The sequence below is a fragment of the Cupriavidus sp. GW821-FHT07C08 genome (assembly GCF_059419025.1).
The window spans coordinates 1-24374 of the sequence record NZ_JBWKQZ010000036.1; the positions used below are offsets into that span (position 1 = coordinate 1).

Sequence of the window (24374 nt, forward strand, 5' to 3'; positions counted from 1 at the left end):
TGCACGAAATCACCGAAATGTATCGGATCTTCCAGAAAAACGAGTAAGCCGCCGGAAGTTGTGGGTAAAGGCAAGATCTGGGGAGGGCGAGTACTACGGGTCACGGGGTTGTAGCAGGAGCGCTACAGGAACCCATAGTAACTGGCAATCCGGCCATTTCACCCGGCGTAAGCTCGCGAACTTGCTTGCGTTTCGACGGACAGCTCCATATCTGACGCCCCGCGACAAAAAAAAATGCCCTCCGGAAACCGGAGGGCCGACATCAAGGTATTGCGTTGGCGTGGCACCGACCGTCGCTGCGACAGCGACGACCGGCACCTTGCTCCGGCCCACGGGACAGTCGGACTGCCCATGCTCTCGCTATGCCTGCTGCCGCGGCCCGATCGGGCGCGACAGAAGCGTGGTAACGGCGCCGGCGACGTGCCAGCCGCCCAGCTCCGACTCGTGAATGCCGTGTACCAGTCGGTCCAGACAAACCACCTCGACCCCGTCTGCTTCGACGGTGCCCAGGATCTTCGCCACGGCGGTACCGCGGGTGCCGCTGCGCTTCACGGTAGCCACGCCTTCGCCGATGGCGATGGTGCAGGTTTCAGTCTTCATGCTGCCTCCTTGAGCAGTTCACGTTGATCCCGGGCCTTGCGGCCGTGTAGCTTGGCGAGATCGTCCACAAATTCGTCCAACAGCGTGTCCATGTGCAGGAACGCCTCGTCCTCCAGTTCCGGCGTCGCCCAGTCCAGGCCCGCCTCCATGGCGTCCCGTTTGTGCGCCACCATCTGGTCCTGGTAGGTGTCGATGCTCCCCGGCAGATGGAAATACAGGACCTTCAATTGCCCCTTTCGGTTCCAGCGCAGCGCGCGTCGCATCGCCTGATACTCGATGCGCCATGTCCACGAACGGTCATAGAAGAGGACGTAGTCGGCATTGGGCAGGTTGTAGCCAGCCCTCCCCGACGCCTTGGTGCATAGCAGCCCCGTGGCATTGCCGCCGACGAACCGCTTGTCCTTATCGGCCACGCGCTTCGCAATCGGAATCCCGCCGTGGAACGGCACTGTCTCCACCCCCTTCGCCTTCAACTGACTGGCGATTAGGTTGATAACGCCTGGGTTCTCGGCAAACAGGATGGCCTGTTTGCCCTCCCCCGCGATGGATTCCAGCCGCTCGACGACCGCCCGCTGCTTGCTGGTCAGCTGCCCCAGCGCTCCAACGCCATCCACCCCATGCTGCGGGTAGTTGGCGGCGAAGTGCACGGCACGGATGCGGGCCAGAATGGCGATCAGGTTGTTCGGCCGGCCGTCCTTGCGCATCTCCCGGTACCACTGGGCAAACTCGTCAGCGGTACGCAGGTACAGCGACAGATGCGCGGGATCCCAGGGCGTCTCGACAATCTCAACTGCCGGAGGCTCAAACCGGATATAGCGGGCCACATCGGGCTCGCACACCAGCCGGCGTTTCACATGCGGCGCCAGCATCTGACGGTACCGTGGCAGGTTGCCGATCTTGGGCACTTCGCGCTTGGCCCCGTCCTGCAGGCTTTCGGCGAATTCCCAGGTCACCCACTCCAGCACCACGAAGTCGCTGCGGAAGCGGTCGATGCCGCGCTCGGCATGCTGCACCGAGGCGAGCCAGTTCGCTTCCAGGTAGCCACGCCGGTAGCCATACGGCTGGGCCGCCGTGCCGTCACCGCCCGTGAACGCGATCAGTCCGAAGATATCGCGCGGGTAGTTGGCAATCGGGCTGCCGGTCAGGATGTAACGCCGCTTCGCCGATAGCTGCCAGAGCGCACGGCTCTGGTCGCTGTTCGGATTGGACAGGCGCTCGCCCTCATCGGCCACCAGCAGGCCAATGCGACGGCGCAACCGATGCGCGTAGGTGACGCGGCGCGAAGCCTGCCGGTCGACAGGCATGCGCAAGCGCTCATAGGCGATCAGGTTGATGCGGCCAAGCCGCACCAGATCCTCCGGCGACTGAATCACATGCACGTCCGAAGCCGGCATGACCTGCTCCAGCTCGGCGCGCATCTCGGCAATGAGACGAGCCTCCACCACGATCAGGCCGTGCTTGACGCCCGACAGCAGAATCAGGCCGGCCGCGAGACGCGACTTGCCACAGCCCTGCTCCCACGCCGCTACCGCGCCGTTGGGCTTGAGCAGCAACTCGACCAGGTCCTCCTGTTGGAACTGCCAGTCCAGCCAGCGCTCGATGCCCAGCGCCAGCAGCCGCTTGCGCAGCCGCTCGGCCTGCTCGGGGTAGCGCCTGGCCAGCCCCTCGTGGACGATCTCCCACGCCTGCGCCGATTTCTCGACGCTGTAGCGGGTGGTGATCTCGTCCAACGAGACGACGTAGCCCTTGTCGCGCACCTGGTACTGGTAGCGGCCATCGGTCTGCCGATCGAAGCGCACCTCCTGGCCAGCCTTGATGACCGGGCCTCCCCACAGGGTCGGGTCAACGACATGCGTTTTCGTCGCCGTACCCGTAAGGGTATTGGCGGCACCTACCCCCGTCGTCCAGACCGCATGGCGCAACGGCAACGCTTGCCGCTGGCTACGACGCAGGCGCCGGCGGAAGTGCTCGAGAAAGCCCTGTGCAAACTCAGGCTCGCCGCCGGCGGCTTTCACCAAGCCGACGAGCTCGCCCAAGGCCCCGATCAGATCGGGCTGCACCAGATAGGCTTCCAGATCCAGCCGGCCCGTGCCGGCGTAGCGAAAGCCACGCGGCAGGCGCTGCCCTTCCAGCGACACGATGCGGCGCTCCAGCACACGGGTGAGCACCATCGCCTCGACGAACCCACAGTCGAAACCAAGCACGATGCGGCGGCCGTCATGCGAGATGCGTACCCGTTTCTGCGAGGTCACCGGGCGCGTGATGGCCGGCCCTTCGTCGTCCAGCAGCTGGTGACTCAGCCGCGGTTCGCCGTACAGGCGATCCTCCGCTTGCAGTTCCAGTGTGGGCAACGGTTGCGCCAGATCCGACACGGCTTGCCGCACGAAATCGCTGGCTCGCATCCGGAAGCGCGCGAACACCGCAATAGAGGTGCGCACCTCGGCGCCTTCCTCGCGGAAGGCGTTTGCCGGCAGGTCGAACACGCCGACGACACGCCTTGCGGCATCGCTGAAGGGCTCGCCATGACCGATGATCCGGCCGGCGAACTTGTCGACGAAAGTCGTCGGCAGCAGTGCCACCACGATCTGCGCCGCGTCGAGCGCCTGTGAGAGCGCATATTCATGGCTCAGGGCGCTAGTGTTGGCCCCGAACCGTCCCCAAGTGGTGCAGTCGTAGGGCTTCAGGTGCGGCGATTCGAGGTGGATGGAGAACGGCGGATTGATGAGGGCCGCATCGAAGCGCTTCGGATGGATTTCCTCCATGCCGGCGTGCCGAAAGCTGCCGTCAAAACCAGCCGCCTCGACGGCTTGCTGAACCGCCTCGATCGTTGGTTGGTGCACGTCCACACCGTACAGGCTGTGCGTGCCCGGGTCCGCGAACTGCAGCAGGCGGGCCGAACCGACCGAGTTGTCCAGAATCGACACCTTCCGGTTTGGCTGCCAGGTGGCCACCACGCCCCACATCAGGTGGGCAATGGCATCGGGAGTGAAGAACTGGGACAGATGGCGCTGACGCGCCGCGTGTAACTCGCCCATGTGGGCGATCTTCTCGGCCTGCGAGCCAAGACTGACAATCGCCCGCAAGGGCGCGTACCAGGTAGACATGATGGGTTCCAGAAAAGAAAAAAGCCCCGTCGGTGACGGGGCGTTAAGGGGATGCAAGCCGTGGCGGCTATGCGAACTGAGGTGCTATGCCGACGTGTCGCTGGACAAACGCCAGAAGCGTGTCCGCAACAGGCGTGGCGAATCGCAACTCCCAGTAGTCGTTGTACTGAATGACGTCGAGCCCTGGGAAGGTGCGCCGCTGCTGCGACTGAAACACGTCGGCCGGATGAAACTGCGCTAGGCAGCTCGCCAGCAGGGTGTGGCCATCGCGGCGTGCAAAGACCGCCAGAGCCGCGAATGCCTGCGTGACAGGCTCCAATGAGCCGAAATGCAGCTGCCGCGAGGGCCGCGTTGCACTGCTCACCGTCTCCGATACCGCCATGAGCCTGAGCCGAACGAAGGCGGCGGAGCGGCGCACGGCCGAACTGCTGGCCAGGCCGAAGGCACGGAAGAGCGTGGCCGCCGTTTGCTGCTCGGCCTTCGCCGGCCCGTCGGCCTCATAGGTTTGGCGCAGCAGATTCCAGAAGCGATCGAGGTCCGGCACGACGCCGGCCCGGATGGCTTCCCAGACATTGGGATAACCGTCGATGGGCAGGCGTGTTTCGTCAATGGCGATAGGCGCGCCGGCGAGGCCAAATTCGACGCTCGCCCGCTGGATGATCTCTGCCACCTGCTTCCTGCAGAACCGCTTGAGTTCGATCGACGCAGATGCAAGTGCTTTGACTCCGCCCGCTGTCTCCCCTGCGCGGAATGCCTCAATGCGTGCGTTGTACATGTCCTTCTACTCCGATATGACGGGGCGCCCGCAGGCGCCACGCAGAAAGTTTACATGGCAACTAGGCGGCTTCCTGCATGAACGCCTCGCCGTACTCGCCGAGGAAGAGCAACAAGTCGTCGGCGACCTGGTGGGAGAACTTAAACTCCCAAGCTTCCTTGAAAAACACGATGTCGAGACCGGGGTAGCTTTGCTTCTCGCGGTAGTTGTATTCGACGTCGTGCACGTTTACGCGGTTGAGCCCGGCCGCCAGCAGGTGATGCCCAGCCTTGGCTGCAAACGTGGCAAGGCCAGACAGGCAGTCCGCCGTGCTCTGGCAGCTGTAGTAGCCGACCTTGCGCGACGATCGTCGATAGCAGGCCTCGGAAATGACAGACTTGCGCAGCACCACGGCCGAAGCGGTACGCTGGACCTCGCGCCGGCGGTTGAGACCGAACCCAGAAATGATCCGCTGGGCGGCCTGCTGATAGGCCAGTTCCGCCCCGCCATGACCGCCGTAGCGGCGGGCCATCGATGCCCAGAGTCCGTCAATGTCGGGTATCTTCCCGGCCTTCAGGGCCTTGTCGATATCCAGCCCGGCGCGTTCATACTCGTCCTGGTTGGCAATATCCAGCCGAGCGCCAGGCGGAGCGAATTCGCGGCGTGCGCGATTCACGACGCCGCCAGCAACCGAGCGGCAGAAGCTCTGTAACTCTTTCTCCGTACGGTATTCGCTGCGAAGCTCCACCGAATGGTAGTGGTCGGGAATAGCGGCCACGGTTTCGCGCTCGAAAGCGGCGGCCGCGGCGTACGCGGCGTGGGCCGCCTTCTGCGCTGCGATGAACTGCTCAATGATTCGCTTGTACATGGAAGGTCTCTCAAAGATGGGTTGGGAGACCACCCAACGGGAGTCTCCCGAAGGGGTAAAAGGTGGGGCTATAGGTCGATGCGCTCGGCTATGCCGAAGTCGTCCGCCCAGACTGGATCAGTGCAGGGCCAGTGCCGGGCCGGTAGGCATCGGCACGACGCCAAGCGCCAGCCAGTGCGCGACCGGATGATCCGGGAACTCCGGAATCGACCCGAGGCGATACAGCATCGGCACGTCCTGCAGTTCGCACTCGCCGTCCTGCAACAGGCGGCGGTAGCGATAGCTCAGGCGCAGCCAGGCCAGCTCGGCGCGGGCGACGTGATCCCACTGCGCGGGCAGGCGGGATGCATCGAACAAAGCATGGCCTGCCGCGTTCATGCAGGCTACTACTTCGTGATAGCGACCGAGATCGTGAGGGAAGCCCCGGCGCACGAAGGTCAGGACTTCGGGCGCGTGGACGCCGAAGATCCGGCCTAGTTGGCGGATATAGACCGCGCACTCTATAGGCGAGCGTTCGGCATAGTCATCGCTGCCGACCTGCGCGCATGCTTCGTCCCACGGAGAGGGGCCGACTTCGATTTCGAGGAATTTCTGGAACATGGCGTTTCCTTGGATCACGCGGGGAAACGCCCCAACCGGGAGCATTCCCCAGTGGGTTGATGATGGGCTGACGCGAGTGGCGCTCAGCCGGCGATGGTGGAATCGGCTTCCGGCATCGGTCGCAGCACGCTGCCATCGCGCTGCATCGCGTAGCTGGTGGCAAGCAGCCAGCCAACGAACAGCAATGCGGTAAGCAAAATGCAGACGGCGAGTTGGAACGCAAGCAGCCATGCGTCCTCGGTGGTCATCGAGAAGGCGAAGGCCAGGGCAAAGATGCATCCCACTGCCGACAAAGCGAAAGCGGAAAAGCGGTCGATGGTGGACATAAGACAGGCTCCAAAGGGCGAAGACGGAGCCTGCCCATCGAGGACAAGGCCCCAACGGGAAAGAGTGTGGTCGAGAAGGAGGGCCGCAGAGGCGGCCCGAGGCGTCAGCCCAAAGCTTGGACGTAACGCGTGTGCGAGGAATAGGCAACCAACCAGGCCGCGACGATCAGGCTACCGATCATCGCGCAGCAGGTCAGTTGCAAGTACAACAGACCTGAGTCGACGGTTGTGACCGTGAAACCCAGTGCGGCAAAAAGGTTGAAAACAATGGCCAGAACAGCCATGGGGGTGACAAACATGGTGGCTCCTACGAAAGATGGAGCCGTGCCCATGGGGACAAGGCCCCAATGGGTGAGAGAAAAAGCTGTGCTGGCAAAAATGCCGGCGGTGTCGATGCGTCAGAGACGCTGAAGTAGCCCGCAGGATACCGCAAAGCGCGCCGCCGAGAAAGGCTCTGGCGCTACTTCAGGGCAATGCCCGCCTTGCGCAGCCGGTTGACGACATTCCAGCGATAGCGCGCCGCCTCGGCCGGGTCCTGCACGGATGCGTAGTCGGGCATGCGCTCATTGCCCCGCTTGCCGCCTGGCCTCTCAAAGCTCACAACTTCCACGCCGTGAATCGCGCCTTGAAACTCCGTGAGCGACCAGGACACTTCGTACGTCGCGATGGTGTCCCAACGAGCCGGGAGGGAATCGTGGTCGAACCAGACCTCGCCAAAGCAGTCCAGGATTGCCGTGACCGTGTATTGGGTGCCGGCGCCGGACGGGACGGCGCGGATCTCGAAGCGCAGCACATCACCCGGCGGATGCCAGAACACCCGATCCAGCATCCGTCGATAGGCCTGCGCGTGGATGGTGGCCAGCTCGCGGTAGTACGGCTCGCCGGGAGCGGCGAGCGCCCGCTCGTCGCGGGGCCGGGTGCCGAGGTCGACTTCCATCATGGGATGCGGTTCAAGGGCAGATTAGCCGGTCAACCGGCGTAAGAGAGGCGAAATGATACGTCATTCCCCAGATCAGACCGGCCGATTCGCCCCGACAATGGTGACTGCCGCAATGGGTCCGCCCGCCGCCTTGACTTTGCGCAGGGCCGGCTAAGCTGGATTCGTTGAGCATCCAGCCGAGCCAGACCATGCGCTTCACACGCCAAGAACGCTACAACCCAATTGCCTTCACCGCCCGCCGCCAGGCTGCCTTCACCCGCAAGCAGGCACGCGAGCGCGAGCGCTATCCGCTGCTGGCCGACCACGTGGCCGCCGAACAACATTCGGTGGAAGAAGAGATTGCACGGCGCACGGTGCGCACCGATTCCTGCGAGCAAAGGATGCGCGCTTACTACGCGCGCAGCTGGCGAGACGCCCGCAGGATCTACTTTGCCCAACCGGAGGCCGTGCGGGCCGTGATCCGCGCGAAGTGGTCGGCATGGGTCGGCCCGACCACCTCTACGTACTTTGCGTGGATGGTCGACGTGGAGAGTGGCAACCAGGCACGCCGCGTCGCCGAGTGCCGCGCCCGGGATGCCGCCGCACGCGCAGCATGCCCAGTGCTGCCGGCGCAAGAACCGTTGGCCATCTGACGTGCGACCGACCGACGAACTGGATGCTGTGGCCGCGGTCACCGCTGGCGGCCCGGTCAAGGCCTACGCCGGCGCTGGCAAAACCACCTTTCTACGCATGGCCTCCGAAGCGCGCCCACGCCGGCATTCCGCGATGGCCGTGTCCGACACGATGGATAGGAGAACAACCGGATGATCACCGTTCGCATTGGCAGCGAGGAACACGACCTGGAACGCGTGCTGGATTCACCCGCAGACTACGCCCGCGTGCTGGACCGCGCCAAGACCCACCAAGGTTTTGCCGAATGCGGCTGCAGCATGGTCTCGCCGCGCCCGAAGCTGGTGATCCGCCGCCACGGCAAGATCTTCATTCTCGCCCGTTGGCCGGACGATCCTGCCCCGCACCGCGAAGGCTGTCCATTCCTCAACCGGTTTAACCGGTCAAGCGGTGCGGCCAGCGCGCACGATGCGTTCCAGTCCGCCGACGGCACCCACGATGTTCGCCTCGATGTATCCCTGAAGGTCGCCGCCGGCGGGCAGACCGCCAGCAAGCGCCAGCCGTCCTCGTCCGCCTCGCGCAGCCAGCGCCGCGCCGCCCCGCTGCTGGCGTTCCTGCAATACGCCTGGCAGTCCGCGGGCCTTCACGTGTGGCCGGGGTATGGCCGCCGCGGCTGGAATGCCTGCTGGTCGCGGGTGGTGGCCGAACTCGCCGAGTGCAAGATCAACGGTCGCTCCGGCAGCGAGGTCCTGCATGTGATGGAGCGCTGGGACGAGGCCCGCAAGGCCGAACAGACAGCGGAACTCGAAGCCTTCCACGACCGCGCCAGTACCGGCAAGGACGGCTACCAGCGCGGCCTCATCATCGGGGAGGTCGATGCGCTGCAGCCTAGCCCCCATGGCGGCCGGCTCAAGCTGCGCCAGGCCCGGCACTGGTATTTCCTGTCCGACGAACTGTATAAGCAGTTCCAGCGCAAGTACGCAGTGGCGATTGCCGGGATCGGGCGGGAGGACAGCCGCTGCGTGGCCGTGCTCGCGTTCGAAAAGTCGCGCCAGGGCTATCTGAACGTGATGGACGTGGCCGCCATGCTCGCCAACGCCCAGTTCATCCCCTGCGATTCCACCTACGAGGTGGCGATGGCCGACCGCCTGATAGGCGCGGGCCGCGCCTTCGAGAAGCCTCTGCGGCACGTCGATCATGCACCCGTGCATCCCGATTTCCGGCTCACGGACACCACGCCCGAGACCGTGATCGAGGTGCTTGGCCTGGCCGGCAACCCGGAGTACGACCAGCGCATGGCTGAGAAACGCGCCTACTACGGGCAGGCGGACATTCCCCTCGTTGAATGGGTTCCCGGCACGCAGCCGCTGGACGCGCTCAAGCTGCCGCCCGCGACGCGACGTCAGTCAAGGGCCGCGGCCACGGCGACTTGACTTTCGTGTTGGGGCGCTACGCTGGTGCCGATCCTTCTCACCCCAGCACAACACTGCACTCAGGAATATGCCTCCACTTACTACCCCCGCCGCCACGTCAGGTGCCAAGGCCAGCGCATCCCTGGGCGCGCAAATGACCGATGAAGCGATCGCCGGCACGCCGCCAGCCAGCGATGCACCGCAGGAGCCCTAGTGATAGACGCCCAAGTCACGCAACGCGACCTCCACCTGACGACGCCCGAGGCGTTCAATGCCGCCTACGACGATGCGATCCGCCTGGTCCACGCCCATCGTGCGGCGTCGGTCCCGCTGGTCCAGCGTCACCTGCGCATTGGCTACGACGCCGCGCGGCGGCTGCTGGCCCGCATGTCCCGTGAAACGACGTTCGTGCGGCCGATGCTGAGCGGCCTCTATATCTATGCACCCGAACCGCTGGCCAACGAACTGAAGTCGCTGCACGGCTTCATCGCGGACGTAATGACGCGGAGCGCCCAAGGCCCGCTCGACCCCGACACCATCCGCTCGCTTCGCGACAAGCACGCGCTGCAGCACTACCTGCCCACCGGCGGCGACCAACACCTGCCGCCTGAACAAAACTGCTGACTATGAATGCCGACGATGATTTCCCCCAACCAGAAACCGTGCTGGCGATCCGCGGCGCCATCGCACTTGGCCGCCAGGGCGGGCCCCGGCCTCCCGATGGCTCATGGCTTGCCGAGTTCTGGGAGATCGGCTACATCGCCCGCAATGCGTCCGATGCGATGCACGAGGCGATCGAGCCGTTCCAGCGCCTGGTCGGCGACGCCACCGCGCACCTGCAAGACCATGTCGGTGCACTGGAGCGAGCTGCCGGCGCAATCGATCGAACCTACCCGGCCAGGTTTGAGAATGAGCCATTGCCTGCCGATAACCACGGCTGACAAGCAACAACTCTCATCCCGATCCATGCAACACGCCATCGCCAACCTGCTCGCCAAGACCGAGCAATACCTGCAGCTCACCCCCGTCGCCGGCTGAGCGAGCCGACCTGCGCCGGCGTGGGCGGGTCGCGGATCTTGGCATAATGCCAGCCAGATTCCCGCCAACCCGCCCCAATATGGCCGACGACCTTCTTATCTGCGCCCACTGCGGCAGCCAGCCTCGTTTCATCGCCAATCGCTTCGAGGCCGTCATCGCCTGCACCGGTTGCGGTATGACCACCCCACCGGAATCCCTTGATGCCGGCCGCGATCAGGCTTACGCCGTCCTGCGCGGCATCTGGAATACCCGCGTGACCCCGCGGCCGACCGAGCAGCACGAGCTATCCGCCATCGTGCGCAAGGAACTGACCAGCTCCGACCTCGGCACCGTGCTCGCACTCATCGCCCGCAACGAAGATGACTGGGAAGCGCGTGGTCCGCTGTTCGCCGCCATGGCCGAGAAGCTGTTGCAGCCCGAACCCTTCCTCCAGGAAATCGTGCCAGCCGAAGCCTTGCTCAAGGATGCCAGCCGCTACCGCAAACTCATGCGCCGCGCCAAGGTGATCCACATTGACGGCCGGCCCTGGATTCACATCGAACCGCTAGATGCACTGCCCGCAACGGTCTCCGAGGAACTGTTCGGCGGCACGACCATCCTGGAGGAGTTTTTGGCGCGCGTACTGGATACCACGCCGGACGCCGGCGAGAGCGTCGCGTCGCTGCAGGGGAAGCAGCTGAAGCCTTGACTTTGAGCGAGCCTTGGCAAGATAGGTGCATCGCCTCTCAGGAAAGCAACCATGCACAAGCCCCTGTTCTTTGCCGCGGCCATCGCCGCAACCTTTTTCGGTAGCACAATCAGCACCGCGCTCAGCACCGCCGCCTACGCCAAAGGCCCGGCGACCGATTGTCCGCACATCTTCGGTACCAACGGCAAGCCAAGCGTCGCCAGCAGTGCCCCAGCAAGCCGCACCCAGTTCCTGTGCTTCCGCGGATATGCCGTGCAAACTTCGGCCACTACCCGAACCGCGCTGTGGTCGGCCGAGAATCTCACAGCCCAGGCTGTGCTGGCTGCCCGTTCTGTCCCGCGTGACAGCGACTTCTACGAGGAAGCCGAGATTCCCGCCGCGGACCGTGCCCGCCTCTCCGACTACGGACGCGGTTCCGGCCTCGATCGCGGGCACCTCTCCCCATCAGGAGATTTCCCCGACCTGGCTTCCCAAGCCGAAAGCTTTAGCCTCGCGAATATCGTGCCGCAGGCTGCCGCCAGCAACCGTCGACTGTGGAGCCACATCGAAACTTCAACCCGCCGCATGGTGCGCGAGTACGGCCAAGCCTTCGTGGTCACCGGCCCGGCCTTCGATCCCGCCCAGGCTGCCCGCCTCAACGGGCGTATCTCGATCCCTACCTATATGTGGAAAGCCGTTTTTGTGCCCGGAGTCGGGGCCGCCGCCTATGTGGCCCGCAACGACGCGACGCCCCAGTATGCGGTCTTGAGCATCAACGAGTTGGCCAGCTTCGCAGGCGTCGACCCGTTCCCGCGTCTGGACAAGACCTACCGCGATTCCCCGATGGCGCTATTAGCTCCGACCCCGCACCCGGGCGAGAAAGCCGGCCGCAAGGTCAGCCTCGCCATGCTCACGTCCACCCTCGTTGACCGGTCGGCGCAGTCCCAGGAGCCGAAACATGCTTTCCGGGACTCCGGCGTCCTTCCTTTCGTCCGCGCCGTGCTCACCCACAACTGATCAGGAAACCGCCATGGATCGCATCAAGCAAATCATCCACGTCTTGCGCACCGACAAGGAGGCGCGCTTCTACGTCGCCGGCGTCTTCGCCATTATCCTGTTCCTGTGCTGGTGGGGCGCAACCGGGCACTGGGACGACTCCCCTTACCTGCCGGACTTCCTACGCTGAATGCCCTGGGAGCGCATTTAACCGGTTGATCGCGCCCCTCGGCTACCGGCCTCCTGTTGGATCCGACCGACCTATTGCGACCTGATCACGTTCAGTGCAGCACCGCCCGTGAAACGTGCCGCCCGGCACCGATTCCATCCCGCAAATCAGCAAGATACTCGGGCTGTTGGCACCGACGTGAGATTTCTGCAACGTTCGCCCTCAGGATTGCAGAGCTCATAGAGTATGCGTTAGGCGCGCCTTCCCACCCCACCCCAACTTCCTGAAACCACTGCACACGAAGGAACTCGCCAGTACCGTCGTTGCCATCCCAGTCCCACCCGCCGCCGTCAAGCACTCCCCCAACAGCCTTGGTGAATTCGAAGCTCACAACATCGCTTAGGAATGTGCCAACCGTTTCGCCATTGCGTCTCAAGTGCGAAAGCTCCACATACGGATCGGCTGCCAGATACCCGATTACCTCGGTGAGCAGCCCTTCTTCATCCTCTGTCTGGTCCACCACCAAAAGTCCCCAGTGCGTACGCAGGCCCCGCCGCAAGCGAGTCGCCTCCTCCAGGGCCTCCTGAACGTATGGATCGTGCTTGTCCTCCATACAATTCACACTCGCCACGGCGATAACGTAATCCGGAAGTGCTACCCATGGCCATTCAGCGACCGCTGCCGCATCGAGACCACGTTCGACTATCACGTTAATCTCTTTGTCCGAATAGATTTTGTCGATAAGCATGCTCGCCCTCCAATGATAACTACACCGATTTCCCCCCGGCCTGATGCCGGTCCAACAGTCGGTACAACGCCTGCCGCGAGATGCCCAAGGCCTGGGCGGCCTTAGCCTTGTTGCCACCGGCGGCGATGAGGGTCTCCTTAGCCTGATCCGGATTGACCTGTGGCTTCTCCTTTCGCGCCATGGCAGTGAAAGTCGACAGGTAAGCGCCGGTCTTCGACGCCTTGCTATGTCCCGCAGCTTCGACGACTGCCTGGATCGCATGCCGGTGCGCCTCCAGGTCTGGTGCCTTCCCGCCCTTGATCGGCGCGTCCACACCGGTCAACGTCTTGTAGCGCTCCTGAAGCCACTGATGCCGCAGACCGTGGCTGGTCACGCCCAGCCCCTTCTTGTAGATGCCGTACTTGCGCAGAACGCCGTAGTAGCGGGACCGCCAGTCATTGATGGAATAGGACGCAGGCGTTGTCGAGCCGCTTGAGGGATCCACCAGCGCCGCCGCCTCCTCCAGTACCGCAAGCCGCAGCTGCACCGGCACCTCGCGCGCGCGCCCGCCCTTCGTACCATCGACGACACGCATCGTGTCCAGGTTGCGCAAAGCAGTACTGAGCTTCAGCGAGAAGCTCTCCTCAATGCGCAGGCCGAAGGCCGCCTGCAGCTTCAACTGTATTGCGACGCGAGGGTCCTCGGCGCCAATCTCGGCAATCTTGGCCGTGGCGTCGATGCCGTTTCCCGACCAGGATTTGTCCGTCGTCGTCACGTAGCTGCGCACGAGGCCGTGTTCCTTACGATCAACGTAGTCGCCCAGTGTTCGGATCAGGTTGTGCTTGCCGATCCACTGGCAAAAGGCCTTCAGGTGCGACAGCTTGTTCTCGATCGTCCCGCCTGACTGCTTCTGCGACACCCAGTAGTCCACCAGCGCCTGCACATGCTTGTGCCGGAGCGAGTATGGGCTCTCAATGTGGAAGCCGCATCCGCGCAGCTCCACGAACGAGCGACACACCGTGTACATCCGCCGCTCCTGCGTCTTGATCGACGCGTTCTTGTGGCTGATCCGTGTTTGGCTGAGGATCTTCTTCACGTTGCCGGCGACCGCAACCTCGATCTCAGCCTTCATCCTCGTTGGCATGTCATACCTGGCCAGCAAGCCACGTACGTCAAGCGCGATTGCCTGCCGCATCCCGTCATTCCTCTATCACGCGTTGCGCTGCGCGCCGGACCTACGCCCGCATCCCCCGTGACGCTGCGCGTAACCCTTTCTGGCACGTGTTGTGTTGCCGTTTGCCGTCGACCACGGTCCTGCCTTCCGATCCTTTAGCGATCCCCTTGCTGGTCGGCCCCACACGTGGAAGTGCGTGTCATGACCGTCCCGTTCCCTTGCCACCAGTCGCGCTGCGCGCAATATGGCCGGCAGAGTTCGGGCTACCCGATTGCCAGGATCGCTCCCGACATGAACGCCGACCAGTGCTTACGCACCCGCCTTCGCCACTCGTGTAACTCTTGTTGCGCTGTTTCTTGTGACGGTCGCGCTCACCGTGCTCGTATCGTTCCAGAGATTTCATGGCCTTGCGCCATGCAATCCCCCGCCCCCCAGGTGACGACATCTGGACCGCCGTGTATTGGGCCCGCAGTGTTCGTCTACCCCGCATCTCGCTGTCAGGCGTGGTTAGGTATCGGAGGCGGCAATGTGTCCGGTGTCCGGTTTCCACATGTCCTCATCACGTCCAATTCCTCCAGACAACCCGCTAAGCCAAACGGCATCGCAGTGTCCGGTGTCCTCAGTGTGGGCCAGTATGTGTTTGTGGCAAAAGAAAAAAATACCGCGACAGTGTGCGGCGTGGACAGCGTGCGACCGAGAGCCCATTTCGGGCGGTGTCGGTGCTTTGGGATGGCCGCCAACGTGGCGGCAGGGTCGATGCGTCGGGGACGCGAGAAGTACGTTAAGGATAACAAGCCAGGCCCGCCTGCGCAACCCCGGTGCATTGCGAAACGTGCATGAAATTGGCGAGCTTTCGATCGTCGCGCAGCGCCGAAACAGCCATACAGTAGCTGGGCGGACGATCTGACAGAAACTGACAGACACCGACACTCACGGCGACTATCTGACACTGTCTGATAGAGGGTTCCACGCCGTGCCACTGACACTGTCTGACACTGTCTGACACTGTCTGACAGTTTCGGAGAGTCACTGCCAGAGACTGACAGTGCCCAGATCGCTGCCGCAACCACCGTTCACCTTGTTCTTGCTCTTCAGGAAGCGACCTCTACATGAAAGCCACAGTTTTTGCTACCGACGTTGGATACGGCAACACCAAGAGTGCCTTTGCACGCGGCGCCGAGATCGGCCTGCAGATGTTTCCATCCCTCGCCCCCCCTGCAACAAACTCGACTCTCTCCCAACACGGCGGAGGATACTTGAAGGCTCGCGATGTCATCACCGTCACGGTCGATGGATCCCGCTACGAGGTCGGCCCGGACATCACGCTCACCACGGCCTACGGTGACACGGGCCGCACGCTCTCCGAAGACTTTGTGACGACGCCCAACTACACCGCACTGCTGGCTGGCTCCCTGCAATATGCCGGCGTCACCGAGGTGGACCGTCTGGTGCTCGGTCTGCCGGTGCACACTACCCCGAAATACTCGGACTACCTGCGCGACCGCTACACCGGCGAGTTGGACTTCGGCGACATGCGCATCGTCGTGCGCAACGTCATGCCGCTGCCCCAACCGCTCGGCGCGCTAGTTTCGTTTTCCCAGTACGGCGGGGACCAGTTCGACCCACGAAACTCCCATCTGATCGTGGATGTGGGCTACTTCACGACGGACTGGGTGGTGGCCCGCGGCTTCACCATGGATGACAGCCGCAGCGGCGGCGTCCCAGGTGGCGCTGCGAAGATCTACCAACAGATGGCCGCGCTGATCGGCAAGGCCGAAGGCGAAGCGGTCTCCGGCATCGAACGCATCGACGAATGCCTGCGCGAGAACCTGCCGATGCTCTTCTATGGCAAGGATCTCGACCTGCGCCCCTATTTCGAGGAAGCCCGGTCGCTTTGCCATGCCACGGTTAAGGAGATGCAATCTCGTGTCGGCCGCGCCGAAGACATTCGATCCATCGTCCTGACCGGCGGCGGCGCAGCTATATATGCCCCGTTCATCAAGGCCGCTTTCCCGCGCACAACGGTGCACATGATGGAATCGCCCTGCTTTGCCAATGTCCGCGGGTTCTACCTGATTGGCTCGGCGCACCAGGCACGCGGTGGCGGCCGGTAACGGAGAGAGGTTGTGGGAAAGCTCGAAATCAAAGTCACGATCTCGCCGGCGGCAACACCTGCTTTGTACCAACGACTTTCCGCCATGGGCGACCCCCGGCAACGTGCCTTCTTCCTGAAGCAGCTCGCCGAGTACGGTGCATGCAATGTCTCCGAGGGAATCGGCATGGCTGTGACGCCTCCCCTCGCTGCTTCGTCGGCGCCGACCGTGTCCACCCCGCCGCGTCGTAGTACAGCTGAGCCGGTGATCGTGGCGGTGCCGGTGTCGGACGTCCCGAGCGGCCAAGCGCCAGCTCCCTCACTCCCGTTCGCGTCCCTCAACGATCCGACCAACGAGACGCCAGCACTCGGGGCGTCTGCCCCGGCTGCAGTCGCTGGCGGACTCTCCTCCCTCACGCTAGACGCGCTGGTGGCAGCGACAAGTCGCTTCAACGGCTAGGTGCGAGGCCTTGACTTGGCGCGCAGGCGGGTACAGTAGAATCAACCGCAACGCACCAAGAGGGGCCAGAACTGTGACCGAATACGAAATCATCCGCTTTTTCAAGTTTCTGCTGACGATCGGCATCGGCTTTTGCCTGTGGGAAGCCGCGCTGAGAGTTGTCATGGCGCTCCGCAAGAAGTGAGCGGACAAAAAAAAACCCGGCATCGCCGGGTCTTTTTATATGGGGTAGTTGTCAGTGCAGAGTCGGTCGTTGCCGGCCGGCGCAGTAAGTAAATGCGGCATCGAAATCCACTTCGGTGTGCTGAAGTTGAGTCGAGCCGTCGGCATTGCGACGGTAGACATGGTAAGCCTCGGCATCCGACTGGCAGGCCGGTACGGTGCCGGACGCCAGTTCCCGCATGGCGCGGATTTGCAAGCGACCGACGATGACACTGAACCCTTTGAACGACATAGCAGAACTCCAAGAAATGAGCTGCCGCAAGGGTTCTCCCCTGCGGGCAAGAACCCGCGGGGCAGAGTGAGAAAGAGGTGCCGCCTTGAGAGCCGGCAATAACAACGACTGGTTTAAGCGCAGACTGCGCGCGGGCCAGCAATGCCTTGCAAACGGTTGGCGGTCAGCCACTGGTCGCAAAAGTCCGTGCCGCGCACCATCGGGCGATGCACGTGAACCGTCAGCCCTTCGTTGCGCACGCGCTTGGCCAGAGCCAAGGCATCCGCCATGCCAGGCGATTTTCCTGTCTTCGGATCAATTTCATCGAAGTCAGCAAACACATGCAGCGTATGGATGCCCAGACCTTGCGGCACCACGAACCGATTGAGCAACACGCGGTTCAGGCAGTACCAGGTAGGCACACCGAATAGCATGTGGGCGGCGTAGGCCGTTTCCAGCCCCTCGGCCACACCCAGCACTCCATCGCGCGGCGGCATGAGACGGACTGCCCCGCCGGCGGTGGGTAGCGCGGAGACGTCATTGCGCTTGGCCGGCAGGATTTCCCCGTCAGCGGTCACGATATACGCCTTAGCCGGCTTAGCCGGGTCCAGCGCCGTGCGGTGCACCGTCGCCATGCGGCCATCGGGCAGCGTGAACTGCGCAACGATCGTCGGATAGCGACCTATCAGAACGCCGTCGTACCGGTAGTCCATCGTCGCCAGCCGCAGCGCACTCGGACAAGGGGCAGCAAGGCCCGGGATGCGAGCGGCCAGATACCGCATCGCGGCATCGCCCGGCACCAACGGCGTGGCGCTGGTCCAGACGCGCTGGATTCGCTTGGCCTTCGCCTCGTCCGACATGGCTGCCTTCGGTGACGCCGGCCGCGCTGATTGCGGCAACACGCGCGGCGGCCGATTGCCTTCCAGCTCCCTGGCCAGCTCGGCAAACGACATGCCTGATGAGCGGCGAATGAGCTCCAGACCGTCGCCAGCCATGGGATGGCCGTCCTTGCACTGACGGCAGACCCAGTCGCCGCGACCACGCTTGTTGTCGTAGGTAAATCGGTCATGCCCCCCACAGATGGGGCACGGGCCTGGCCTGCCGCGCCAGAACTTGTCCGTCAGGACGTTCGCCGGCAGGTACTGCATGATCAGGGCGTCCCATTGAGCGGGCGTCCAATGCTTCACGATATCACTGAGGCTTGTCATGGGATGCCTCCGAACTGGAGTGGTTGGTCGATGCCTGAGACAGGCGGGGAAACTCGCTTGCTCAAAGGACACCCCGGCCGAGCCAGAGGGTCTTTTCAGCATGGCGCATCGCGGGTGGGATGGGGTATGGACGGCCCGGGACCGGGCTGGAAGAGGAAGGGACCACTGCCGCCGGCGCGAGCCGGCAGCAGTAGCGATACAACGTGGAGAATGGGGCGGGACTACGGACTTTTCCGGTGCTCAGTGCATCGGCGCACCGTCGTAGCGGAACGGAATCCCATCGAGCGCCGCAGGGCGCATGAACGGCATATCCTCATCCATGTCCGCGAACCCGTTCGATGGCGCTTGCTGCTGACGCGGTGGCGCACTCCTGCGCTGCTGGCCGCCCTGCTCGCCCTGCGACTGGCGGGCCGGCTGCTGACCTTGCGACTGACGGGACGACTGTTGGCCGTAGCCATCGTCATCACCGGTGCTGCCACCCTGGCGGCTGCCAAGCATCTGCATCTGATCGGCAACGATCTCGGTGCTGTACTTGTCCTGGCCGGACTGATCCTGCCACTTGCGGGTACGAATGCGGCCTTCGATATAGACCGATGAGCCCTTCTTCAGGTACTGGCCCGCGACCTCAGCGAGCTTGCCGAAAAACGAGATCCGGTGCCACTCGGTGGCTTCCTTCATCTCCCCGCTCTGCTTGTCCTTGTAGCGGTCGGTGGTGGCGATTCGAATGTTGGTGACGGCGTCACCGCTGGGCAGGTAACGCACTTCGGGATCAGCCCCGAGGTTGCCAACGAGAATGACTTTGTTGACGGATGCCATGGAAAATTTCCTTATTGATTAATCTGAACGGGTTATCGACCACAGCCACTTGTCCCACAGGATCTGCTGGCCGTTGTTATCGAGTTTTGGCTTCCCCGATCTACGGTGGAAGGCCGGAACCTTGACCTTCTTCAGCCGCCGCACCTCCACCAGGTCGCCAAGTTGGCAACCGGTTTCCGCGATGGCGTCCTTGAGCCCCTCGCCTTGCAGCGTTTCAACGCCTGTCGCCGTTTCCAGCTTTAGTGCGAACGAGGTGTAGGTGCCGCCGACGCGCTTGCGGTCAGGGAATTCAGCCTCGCCCCAGAAGGCGATCGTGCCACGATGCGCCGCGGTGCCTGGCTCGCGTCTTGCTGCTGTCTTCGGCAAAGCGGGTGCCGCTCGCTGGGCACTGGGCTGGGTCTCATGAGGGGACTGGAAAGCGCCGTTGCCGGTCGGCACGTCCGAGCGCGCCGCCGGCGTGGCGTGCGCGCGGATGGCGGTGGCGATGACGCCGGACAGTTTCGCGCCAGGATGCTCCCCTGCCACGCTCCAGTAGGGAACTGGATCAGGCAGCAGCTTCTGGCCGAAGCGCGTCGCGGTCGGGCGGGGGTCGAAGGCAGCAACGAAGTGAACGATGCGCTCGCCTTCGTCTCGGAAGAGATTCGGCACGCCGCCGATCTCGATGTGAACCTCGTTGCGCGAGCCGGTACCGACGGCTTGCGCGCCGGCTGGAACGGCTTCGGCTGCGTGAGGCTGTAGGGCGTCGTGCAGGGCGCCAAGGAGTCGCTGGATGAATGCCATGGCAACTCCTACAGCAGCGTGCCACATCGCATCCGGCGAACTTCCTCCAGGTCGCGCTTGAGACGGGGGTGATTGAGGATGATGTCCTGCAGAACCTCGGGATCGACGCCAGTGACGGCGCAGACATAGGCATAGGGCAATGCCCCGTCCCAGTAGCCGAAGATCCAGCCAAGCGTCATGTCGAAGTCGTCCTTCTCGACTGCCTTGCCCTGCATGCGCGCACGCAGCAGTTCAGCGCAGTCAGCCAGCGACTCGGGCAGGTTGTCACCGCGACGGCTGTCGCAGGCGAGACTGATGAGCGCATCTATCATCTGGTCGCGCACGGTCTCGCTCCAATACATCGGATCGGGCAGCGGGTCGCGCTTGGGAGGATCGTTCACAACAGACGCGGCGTCCCCGAAGAAATCGAGTTGCCAGGCGGCGGGTTTCATTTCCATAGGGTTCTCCGAGCGGGAACCCTAGCCCACCTGCCGGTGGGAACAAGGTTCCCACGACAGGTGGATAGGCCGCCCTCACACGAGGGCGGAGCAGGTCAGGCGCTGCGACGGGCAGCGTCTTGACGTTTCAACGGGACAACGACAGGGGACTTCGCATACACAGGCGCTTGTCGCGTCTGCGATTGCTCAGGTTCTGCAACAGTTGCAGCTTGCGGCTTGGGCATGACCACATCTTGCGGCGTCGGCACAGCGTGCTTACGGCCGAAGATCTTGTGATAGCACCACGACGCCCCAACAATCGCGAGGAAGAGACCGCAGACTGCTGATTGTGATGCCACGTAAATCGCCATCAGCGTGAAGAACAGGCGGACAGGCGAGCGCAGCAAATTGGCCAAGGATTCCATGGTTTTCTCTCTTGAAAACAGTAAATGGGATTTCCCGACAGGAAGGTCGGGCGATTATTCGATGCTCAAGTGAGCAAGGAATCCTTGGAGCGGCAACGCGCTTGCCGGATGCCTGGGCATCGAGCAAAGGCGCTGCGCAAGGGGAAATCGCGAGGGAAGTGAACTACGGGGACGAAGCAAGCCAAGGAGGCCTGGAACTGCTTGTCGAAGTCGATGCGTCAGGGACGCGAGAAGTGGACCCATAGTAGCGCAGAAACCCAGACGCCAGCAAGGGCCCTGACCGAAACGGGAAAGGGTCGGAGCCTCTGCGCGCCCCGAGCACATGAGTCCACCCTATTTGCGGTAACGCGAGTGAATTCGCACTGTTATCGCTAGTAGGGTGGGACTCATGTGCTCGCCCCCTTCTCTGCATACAACAGCGGCCGATAGCCTTCCCAAGCCTGCCGGTTACACACACATCCGGCTTCGGGTGCGCCCATGGGCCTCTGCGCACCCCGAGCACATGAGTCCACCCTATTTGTGGTAACGCGAGTGATTTCGCACTGTTATCGCTAGTAGGGTGGACTCATGTGCTCGCCCCCTTCTCTGCATACAACAGCGGCCGATAGCCTTCCCAAGCCTGCCGGTTACACACACATCTTTCGGGCGCGCCTATGTGCCACACCCCACGCAAGTGGGATGAGTGTTAACACCTATGCATGTTGAGCCGATAAAAGAGGGGCGAAATCGCTGCGCTTTACACCTTGACAAGGTAAAGGGCCCCAAAAAAGCGAGCTTATGACCGCAAGAGGTGTCGCAAGTCGCCTTAACCTCTGTGCTGCGCGATGCGTTGACTTGACTTCTTTCACCATCCATTAGGGTGAGGAAAGGGTCAAGCTCCCGCTCTCGGCCCGCCTTCACTATGACAAGAACATGGATAAGAAAAGCAAATTTGAACTGACGGATAGCTCCCGCCAGCCGTCCATTCTGGACCTGGCACGTGAGCAACTGACCCCCTATTTTGACCAGACCGCAATCGCAAGGATCGTCCAGGCGGGCGAAGAGATTGCCATTGCGCGTGAGCGGATCTTCTCCGAGCACGTAATGATCGGTTCTCGGCTCGCACAGATCCAGCACATCATGTGCACATCGCTGACCGCTCACCGCTCTGACCCGGCCCAGGCGGCAAATGAAGCGCGCACGCTGCTCTACCGATTTGCGGAGCACTCGCTCAAGATCCCCAAGTGGTCGGCCAAGCGCTACGTCCAAATCTACGAGCGCTTCATGCACAACAACGATGCGCTGACCTTCCTGAATGTCGGCGAACTGAACACCCTCAAGCGGCTCGACATCACGGCAGACGAAGTTGCGCTAGTCGTCAAGGCCAAGAAGGCAAACGAATCGTTCAGCCGGAGCGAAATCTTGCCCTTCATTGACCGCTACCGCGCACTGACCGCGGAGATGGAGACGCTGGAGACCCAGCTTGCCGGCACCGAGGAAGAACTTTCGGCCAGCATGGCGCAGCAGGATCAATACCAGTTCGAACTGAAGTACCTGAAAGAGCAGATCGCCTCCGCCGGCCGGAGTACCGAGGCCCAACAAGCCGCCCTTGTGGAGGCCCAGACTGCCCTCGCCTCACAGAGCGCAAACGTCGACGCCCTGCAGACGGCTGTCGAGAAGGTCAACCGGGAGAAGACCGACCTGCAGCGCCAGCTCGCAGATATGAAGATCCGCGTCGACGTCAAGGAGGTGCCAGTGGTTCCGGAGGGCTACACGTCCGTGACACAGGCCATCGAAGACGCCCAAGCCCGGCTGCAACAGGTGACCAGCGAGCTTCAGGCATCCGAGGCGCAACTCGCCAGCACGCGGGAGGCCATCGCTGCCAACGAGTCACCCGCTCCGGCGCTAAGCGCGCCACCTGCTGAACGCCATATCGGCCTGCGCCTCGACGGCCTCGTTGCGGACTTCGACGCGCTACGCGGAAAGTTTCAATCTTGCCAGCAGGCTCGCGAGTTGCGCGACCATCGCAGCACGCTCGCCTCCCTGGCCGCTTCGGTGGCCACCTTCCACCAGGAACTGCTCGCCGCAGCAAAGGCCGCTTGAGAGACACCAAAATGACACGACGCCACACCAGAACGTTTCACGAGCAATTCCTGCATCCCGCATGGGTGCGGGATCGCACACTGTCAGCAAACCTGCGCCTGTCCACCGCGGTGGTCAATACCCTCGCCGTGAAGCCCATGTTCGAGGCGATATTTGGCGCGAAGAAGGATGATATTCAGGCCTTGCGTGACAGCGTCGGGCAGTCTTCAACAGTTCTTGGCTCGCCGTTTCTCGTCTTCGCGCCTACCCTGGAAACACCGGCAGACTGGGCTTGTTTTACTGAAGGCTCCACGTCAACGCTGACCTTTGACAGGTTGGCAATGGCGACTCCCGAGTTGACGCCGGTGGACAAGATGCTGCTGGAGCAGTACAACCGGCTCTACGTGGGCACCCTGTACGACGTCCTCAATATGTCGGTGCTCGCCGCACCGCTCCTTGGCATCTCCAACGAACTGGCCGAGTACCTGCGCACGCTTCCGCAGCACCGCGTGGAACTCGCGATCTCGTCGCGGGCGATCCCGCTGTTTAAGTGGCGCTTCGCCAATCCCATGTTCTGGGCCGAAGCCAGCGCGGGTCGTCTGTCTTGTGAAGTCATGGCGCACTACCTGATGGTGCACTCTCCGGTAAAAGCCGACAAGCTGCCGCACTCCGGCGCTTGGGGCGGTCTTAGGATGGCGCGTCCACTGCAGGAAGCCTATGCCGAGGCGTTCGTCTACTTCAAGTGCCGCGCCAAAGGCGTCGCATCGTTGTTCAATATGAACGTCACGACGGTGCGCCAGATGTATCTCCGCATCCATGGCGAATCCTCGCCGTCCGGTCATTCGCCAACCTCGTCCGGTTGGTACCTGGAATCCGCTGGGAAGCGTTTGCAATCAACGTTCCATCTCTGGCTGTTCCGCTCTGCGTTTGCGACGGGTGCCACGATTCCCGAGGCGTTCATTTCCGCGGTCGATACTGGCAGGCACATGTTCGGCGATGAGTCCAAGGTTACCGCCGACCGGGCATTCCACCTGTTGCGCTCAATGGCAACCGAGCATGATCTGGATGTGCGCGCATGCCGCACCTGCAGCACCGCATACCTGACCGCGAGCGGCGACCTCGCGCATTCGGTCCTGTGCCCAAGCTGTAGCGGCACACTCACGTCCCCGAACGTGGGACGGGTCGGGCGAACGCGGCCGCGCAAGAAGAAGCGCTGACACCCCCCAACGACCAACGGGGCGTGCGCTGACACGCCATGTCACCAGCATCCTAAGGGAGGTCTCTTGGACTACGGATTTTGGATGTTTCAAGGGCTGTGCATTCTCTACACGGCCTACCTTGCCCACCGTCGTGGCAGGAATCCCTGGCTTTGGGGCGCGCTGGCGTATGTGTTGACCCTCGCCACGCCATTCGTCCTCCTGTTTGTCACACGCCAGAAGCGCGTCTCGCTGAAGCAATACCTGGCGCAGTACCCGCATTGCCGTACCAACCGGGGCATCGCCTGCGCCCATTGCAATTCCGGCAGCATTCGGATGTGGCGCAACAGCGGTCTGCTGTCCAATCGCGACCAGCATCTTTGCAACCACTGCGGCTCCTACCTTTACGACAGCTAAGGCCAGTCCCCGAGACTTCTAACGAGGCGGGCGAGCGGACTTGATCCGTCCCGTTCTCAAGTCTCGCAGCCATGCGCCGTTATGCC

29 protein-coding genes are annotated in these 24374 nt (G+C 63.0%); 13 read left to right on the forward strand and 16 right to left on the reverse strand.

Annotation, left to right across the window (positions count from 1 at the left end; all coding sequences use genetic code 11):
- Positions 1-360: 360 nt before the first annotated feature.
- From AC07UK_RS32740 to AC07UK_RS32775, 8 genes are all read right to left on the reverse strand, one after another.
- The gene (locus AC07UK_RS32740) at positions 361-600 is read right to left on the reverse strand and encodes a hypothetical protein (RefSeq protein WP_494687640.1); all 240 of its coding nucleotides are present in this window, start codon (positions 598-600) and stop codon (positions 361-363) included.
- Entirely contained in the window at positions 597-3704 is a 3108-nt protein-coding gene (locus AC07UK_RS32745; RefSeq protein WP_494687641.1) for an SNF2-related protein, read from the reverse strand. Before AC07UK_RS32745 ends, AC07UK_RS32740 begins: the two co-directional genes overlap by 4 nt.
- Positions 3705-3771: 67 nt before the next feature.
- Positions 3772-4479 (reverse strand): hypothetical protein, encoded by a 708-nt coding sequence (locus AC07UK_RS32750; RefSeq protein WP_494687642.1) that lies wholly within the window; start codon positions 4477-4479, stop codon positions 3772-3774.
- Positions 4480-4540: 61 nt separating this feature from the next.
- Complete coding sequence (locus tag AC07UK_RS32755) at positions 4541-5326, reverse strand: hypothetical protein (protein ID WP_494687643.1); 786 nt, start codon at positions 5324-5326, stop codon at positions 4541-4543.
- A 117-nt stretch (positions 5327-5443) separates the two neighbouring features.
- A complete protein-coding gene (locus AC07UK_RS32760; protein WP_492316554.1) occupies positions 5444-5926 on the reverse strand; it encodes a hypothetical protein in 483 nt (160 codons plus the stop codon).
- A gap of 83 nt (positions 5927-6009) precedes the next feature.
- Entirely contained in the window at positions 6010-6252 is a 243-nt protein-coding gene (locus AC07UK_RS32765) for a hypothetical protein (RefSeq protein ID WP_494687644.1), read from the reverse strand.
- Between the two features lie 104 nt (positions 6253-6356).
- A complete protein-coding gene (locus AC07UK_RS32770) occupies positions 6357-6551 on the reverse strand; it encodes a hypothetical protein (RefSeq protein ID WP_494687645.1) in 195 nt (64 codons plus the stop codon).
- Positions 6552-6712: 161 nt separating this feature from the next.
- Positions 6713-7192: a hypothetical protein gene (locus AC07UK_RS32775; RefSeq protein ID WP_494687646.1), complete on the reverse strand. Its 480-nt coding sequence runs from the start codon at positions 7190-7192 to the stop codon at positions 6713-6715.
- Between the two features lie 188 nt (positions 7193-7380).
- Between AC07UK_RS32775 and AC07UK_RS32780 the strand changes: the two genes are divergently transcribed.
- The 8 genes from AC07UK_RS32780 to AC07UK_RS32815 all read left to right on the forward strand — a co-directional run bounded on the left by AC07UK_RS32780 (position 7381) and on the right by AC07UK_RS32815 (position 12104).
- Positions 7381-7824, forward strand: a complete 444-nt coding sequence (locus AC07UK_RS32780) for a hypothetical protein (protein WP_494687647.1) — start codon at positions 7381-7383, stop codon at positions 7822-7824.
- Positions 7825-7995: 171 nt separating this feature from the next.
- Complete coding sequence (locus AC07UK_RS32785; RefSeq protein WP_494687648.1) at positions 7996-9234, forward strand: DUF1173 family protein; 1239 nt, start codon at positions 7996-7998, stop codon at positions 9232-9234.
- A gap of 67 nt (positions 9235-9301) precedes the next feature.
- Positions 9302-9427, forward strand: coding sequence for a hypothetical protein (locus AC07UK_RS32790; RefSeq protein ID WP_494687649.1), 126 nt, complete (start codon positions 9302-9304; stop codon positions 9425-9427).
- Positions 9427-9837 (forward strand): DNA translocase FtsK, encoded by a 411-nt coding sequence (locus AC07UK_RS32795; protein WP_492316549.1) that lies wholly within the window; start codon positions 9427-9429, stop codon positions 9835-9837. Before AC07UK_RS32790 ends, AC07UK_RS32795 begins: the two co-directional genes overlap by 1 nt.
- Before the next feature lie 2 nt (positions 9838-9839).
- Positions 9840-10154: a hypothetical protein gene (locus AC07UK_RS32800; protein ID WP_492316548.1), complete on the forward strand. Its 315-nt coding sequence runs from the start codon at positions 9840-9842 to the stop codon at positions 10152-10154.
- 176 nt (positions 10155-10330) lie between these two features.
- Positions 10331-10939, forward strand: a complete 609-nt coding sequence (locus AC07UK_RS32805; RefSeq protein WP_492316547.1) for a hypothetical protein — start codon at positions 10331-10333, stop codon at positions 10937-10939.
- Between the two features lie 51 nt (positions 10940-10990).
- Complete coding sequence (locus tag AC07UK_RS32810) at positions 10991-11935, forward strand: DNA/RNA non-specific endonuclease (RefSeq protein WP_492316546.1); 945 nt, start codon at positions 10991-10993, stop codon at positions 11933-11935.
- 13 nt (positions 11936-11948) lie between these two features.
- Complete coding sequence (locus tag AC07UK_RS32815) at positions 11949-12104, forward strand: hypothetical protein (protein WP_435385155.1); 156 nt, start codon at positions 11949-11951, stop codon at positions 12102-12104.
- A gap of 91 nt (positions 12105-12195) precedes the next feature.
- Here AC07UK_RS32815 and AC07UK_RS32820 read toward each other — a convergent pair whose 3' ends face one another.
- Both AC07UK_RS32820 and AC07UK_RS32825 read right to left on the reverse strand, forming a co-directional pair.
- On the reverse strand, positions 12196-12831 hold the full coding sequence (locus AC07UK_RS32820; RefSeq protein WP_435385154.1) for a hypothetical protein: 636 nt from the start codon (positions 12829-12831) through the stop codon (positions 12196-12198).
- Positions 12832-12850: 19 nt separating this feature from the next.
- The gene (locus tag AC07UK_RS32825; RefSeq protein WP_494687650.1) at positions 12851-14005 is read right to left on the reverse strand and encodes an integrase domain-containing protein; all 1155 of its coding nucleotides are present in this window, start codon (positions 14003-14005) and stop codon (positions 12851-12853) included.
- Positions 14006-15093: 1088 nt separating this feature from the next.
- On the opposite strand from AC07UK_RS32825, the gene AC07UK_RS32830 reads away from it, so the two are divergent.
- Positions 15094-16098, forward strand: coding sequence for a PRTRC system protein D (locus tag AC07UK_RS32830; protein WP_479944787.1), 1005 nt, complete (start codon positions 15094-15096; stop codon positions 16096-16098).
- 12 nt (positions 16099-16110) lie between these two features.
- Complete coding sequence (locus tag AC07UK_RS32835; protein ID WP_492316542.1) at positions 16111-16536, forward strand: hypothetical protein; 426 nt, start codon at positions 16111-16113, stop codon at positions 16534-16536.
- Between the two features lie 235 nt (positions 16537-16771).
- Here AC07UK_RS32835 and AC07UK_RS32840 read toward each other — a convergent pair whose 3' ends face one another.
- The 6 genes from AC07UK_RS32840 to AC07UK_RS32865 form a co-directional block, all read right to left on the reverse strand.
- Positions 16772-16990 (reverse strand): hypothetical protein, encoded by a 219-nt coding sequence (locus AC07UK_RS32840; RefSeq protein ID WP_479944789.1) that lies wholly within the window; start codon positions 16988-16990, stop codon positions 16772-16774.
- A gap of 113 nt (positions 16991-17103) precedes the next feature.
- Complete coding sequence (locus tag AC07UK_RS32845) at positions 17104-18177, reverse strand: primase-helicase zinc-binding domain-containing protein (RefSeq protein WP_494687651.1); 1074 nt, start codon at positions 18175-18177, stop codon at positions 17104-17106.
- A 240-nt stretch (positions 18178-18417) separates the two neighbouring features.
- Positions 18418-18993, reverse strand: coding sequence for a single-stranded DNA-binding protein (locus tag AC07UK_RS32850; RefSeq protein ID WP_479944791.1), 576 nt, complete (start codon positions 18991-18993; stop codon positions 18418-18420).
- Positions 18994-19011: 18 nt separating this feature from the next.
- Positions 19012-19773 carry a hypothetical protein gene (locus AC07UK_RS32855; protein WP_494687652.1) on the reverse strand — a complete coding sequence of 254 codons (762 nt, stop codon included), beginning with the start codon at positions 19771-19773 and terminating at the stop codon, positions 19012-19014.
- 8 nt (positions 19774-19781) lie between these two features.
- Positions 19782-20210, reverse strand: a complete 429-nt coding sequence (locus AC07UK_RS32860) for a hypothetical protein (RefSeq protein WP_494687653.1) — start codon at positions 20208-20210, stop codon at positions 19782-19784.
- A 95-nt stretch (positions 20211-20305) separates the two neighbouring features.
- Positions 20306-20614 (reverse strand): hypothetical protein, encoded by a 309-nt coding sequence (locus AC07UK_RS32865; protein ID WP_494687654.1) that lies wholly within the window; start codon positions 20612-20614, stop codon positions 20306-20308.
- A gap of 912 nt (positions 20615-21526) precedes the next feature.
- On the opposite strand from AC07UK_RS32865, the gene AC07UK_RS32870 reads away from it, so the two are divergent.
- From AC07UK_RS32870 to AC07UK_RS32880, 3 genes are all read left to right on the forward strand, one after another.
- Positions 21527-22696, forward strand: coding sequence for a hypothetical protein (locus AC07UK_RS32870; RefSeq protein WP_494687655.1), 1170 nt, complete (start codon positions 21527-21529; stop codon positions 22694-22696).
- Between the two features lie 11 nt (positions 22697-22707).
- Positions 22708-23892 (forward strand): FlhC family transcriptional regulator, encoded by a 1185-nt coding sequence (locus AC07UK_RS32875; RefSeq protein WP_494687656.1) that lies wholly within the window; start codon positions 22708-22710, stop codon positions 23890-23892.
- Positions 23893-23976: 84 nt separating this feature from the next.
- Positions 23977-24288 carry a hypothetical protein gene (locus AC07UK_RS32880; protein WP_494693904.1) on the forward strand — a complete coding sequence of 104 codons (312 nt, stop codon included), beginning with the start codon at positions 23977-23979 and terminating at the stop codon, positions 24286-24288.
- Positions 24289-24374 lie beyond the last annotated feature (86 nt).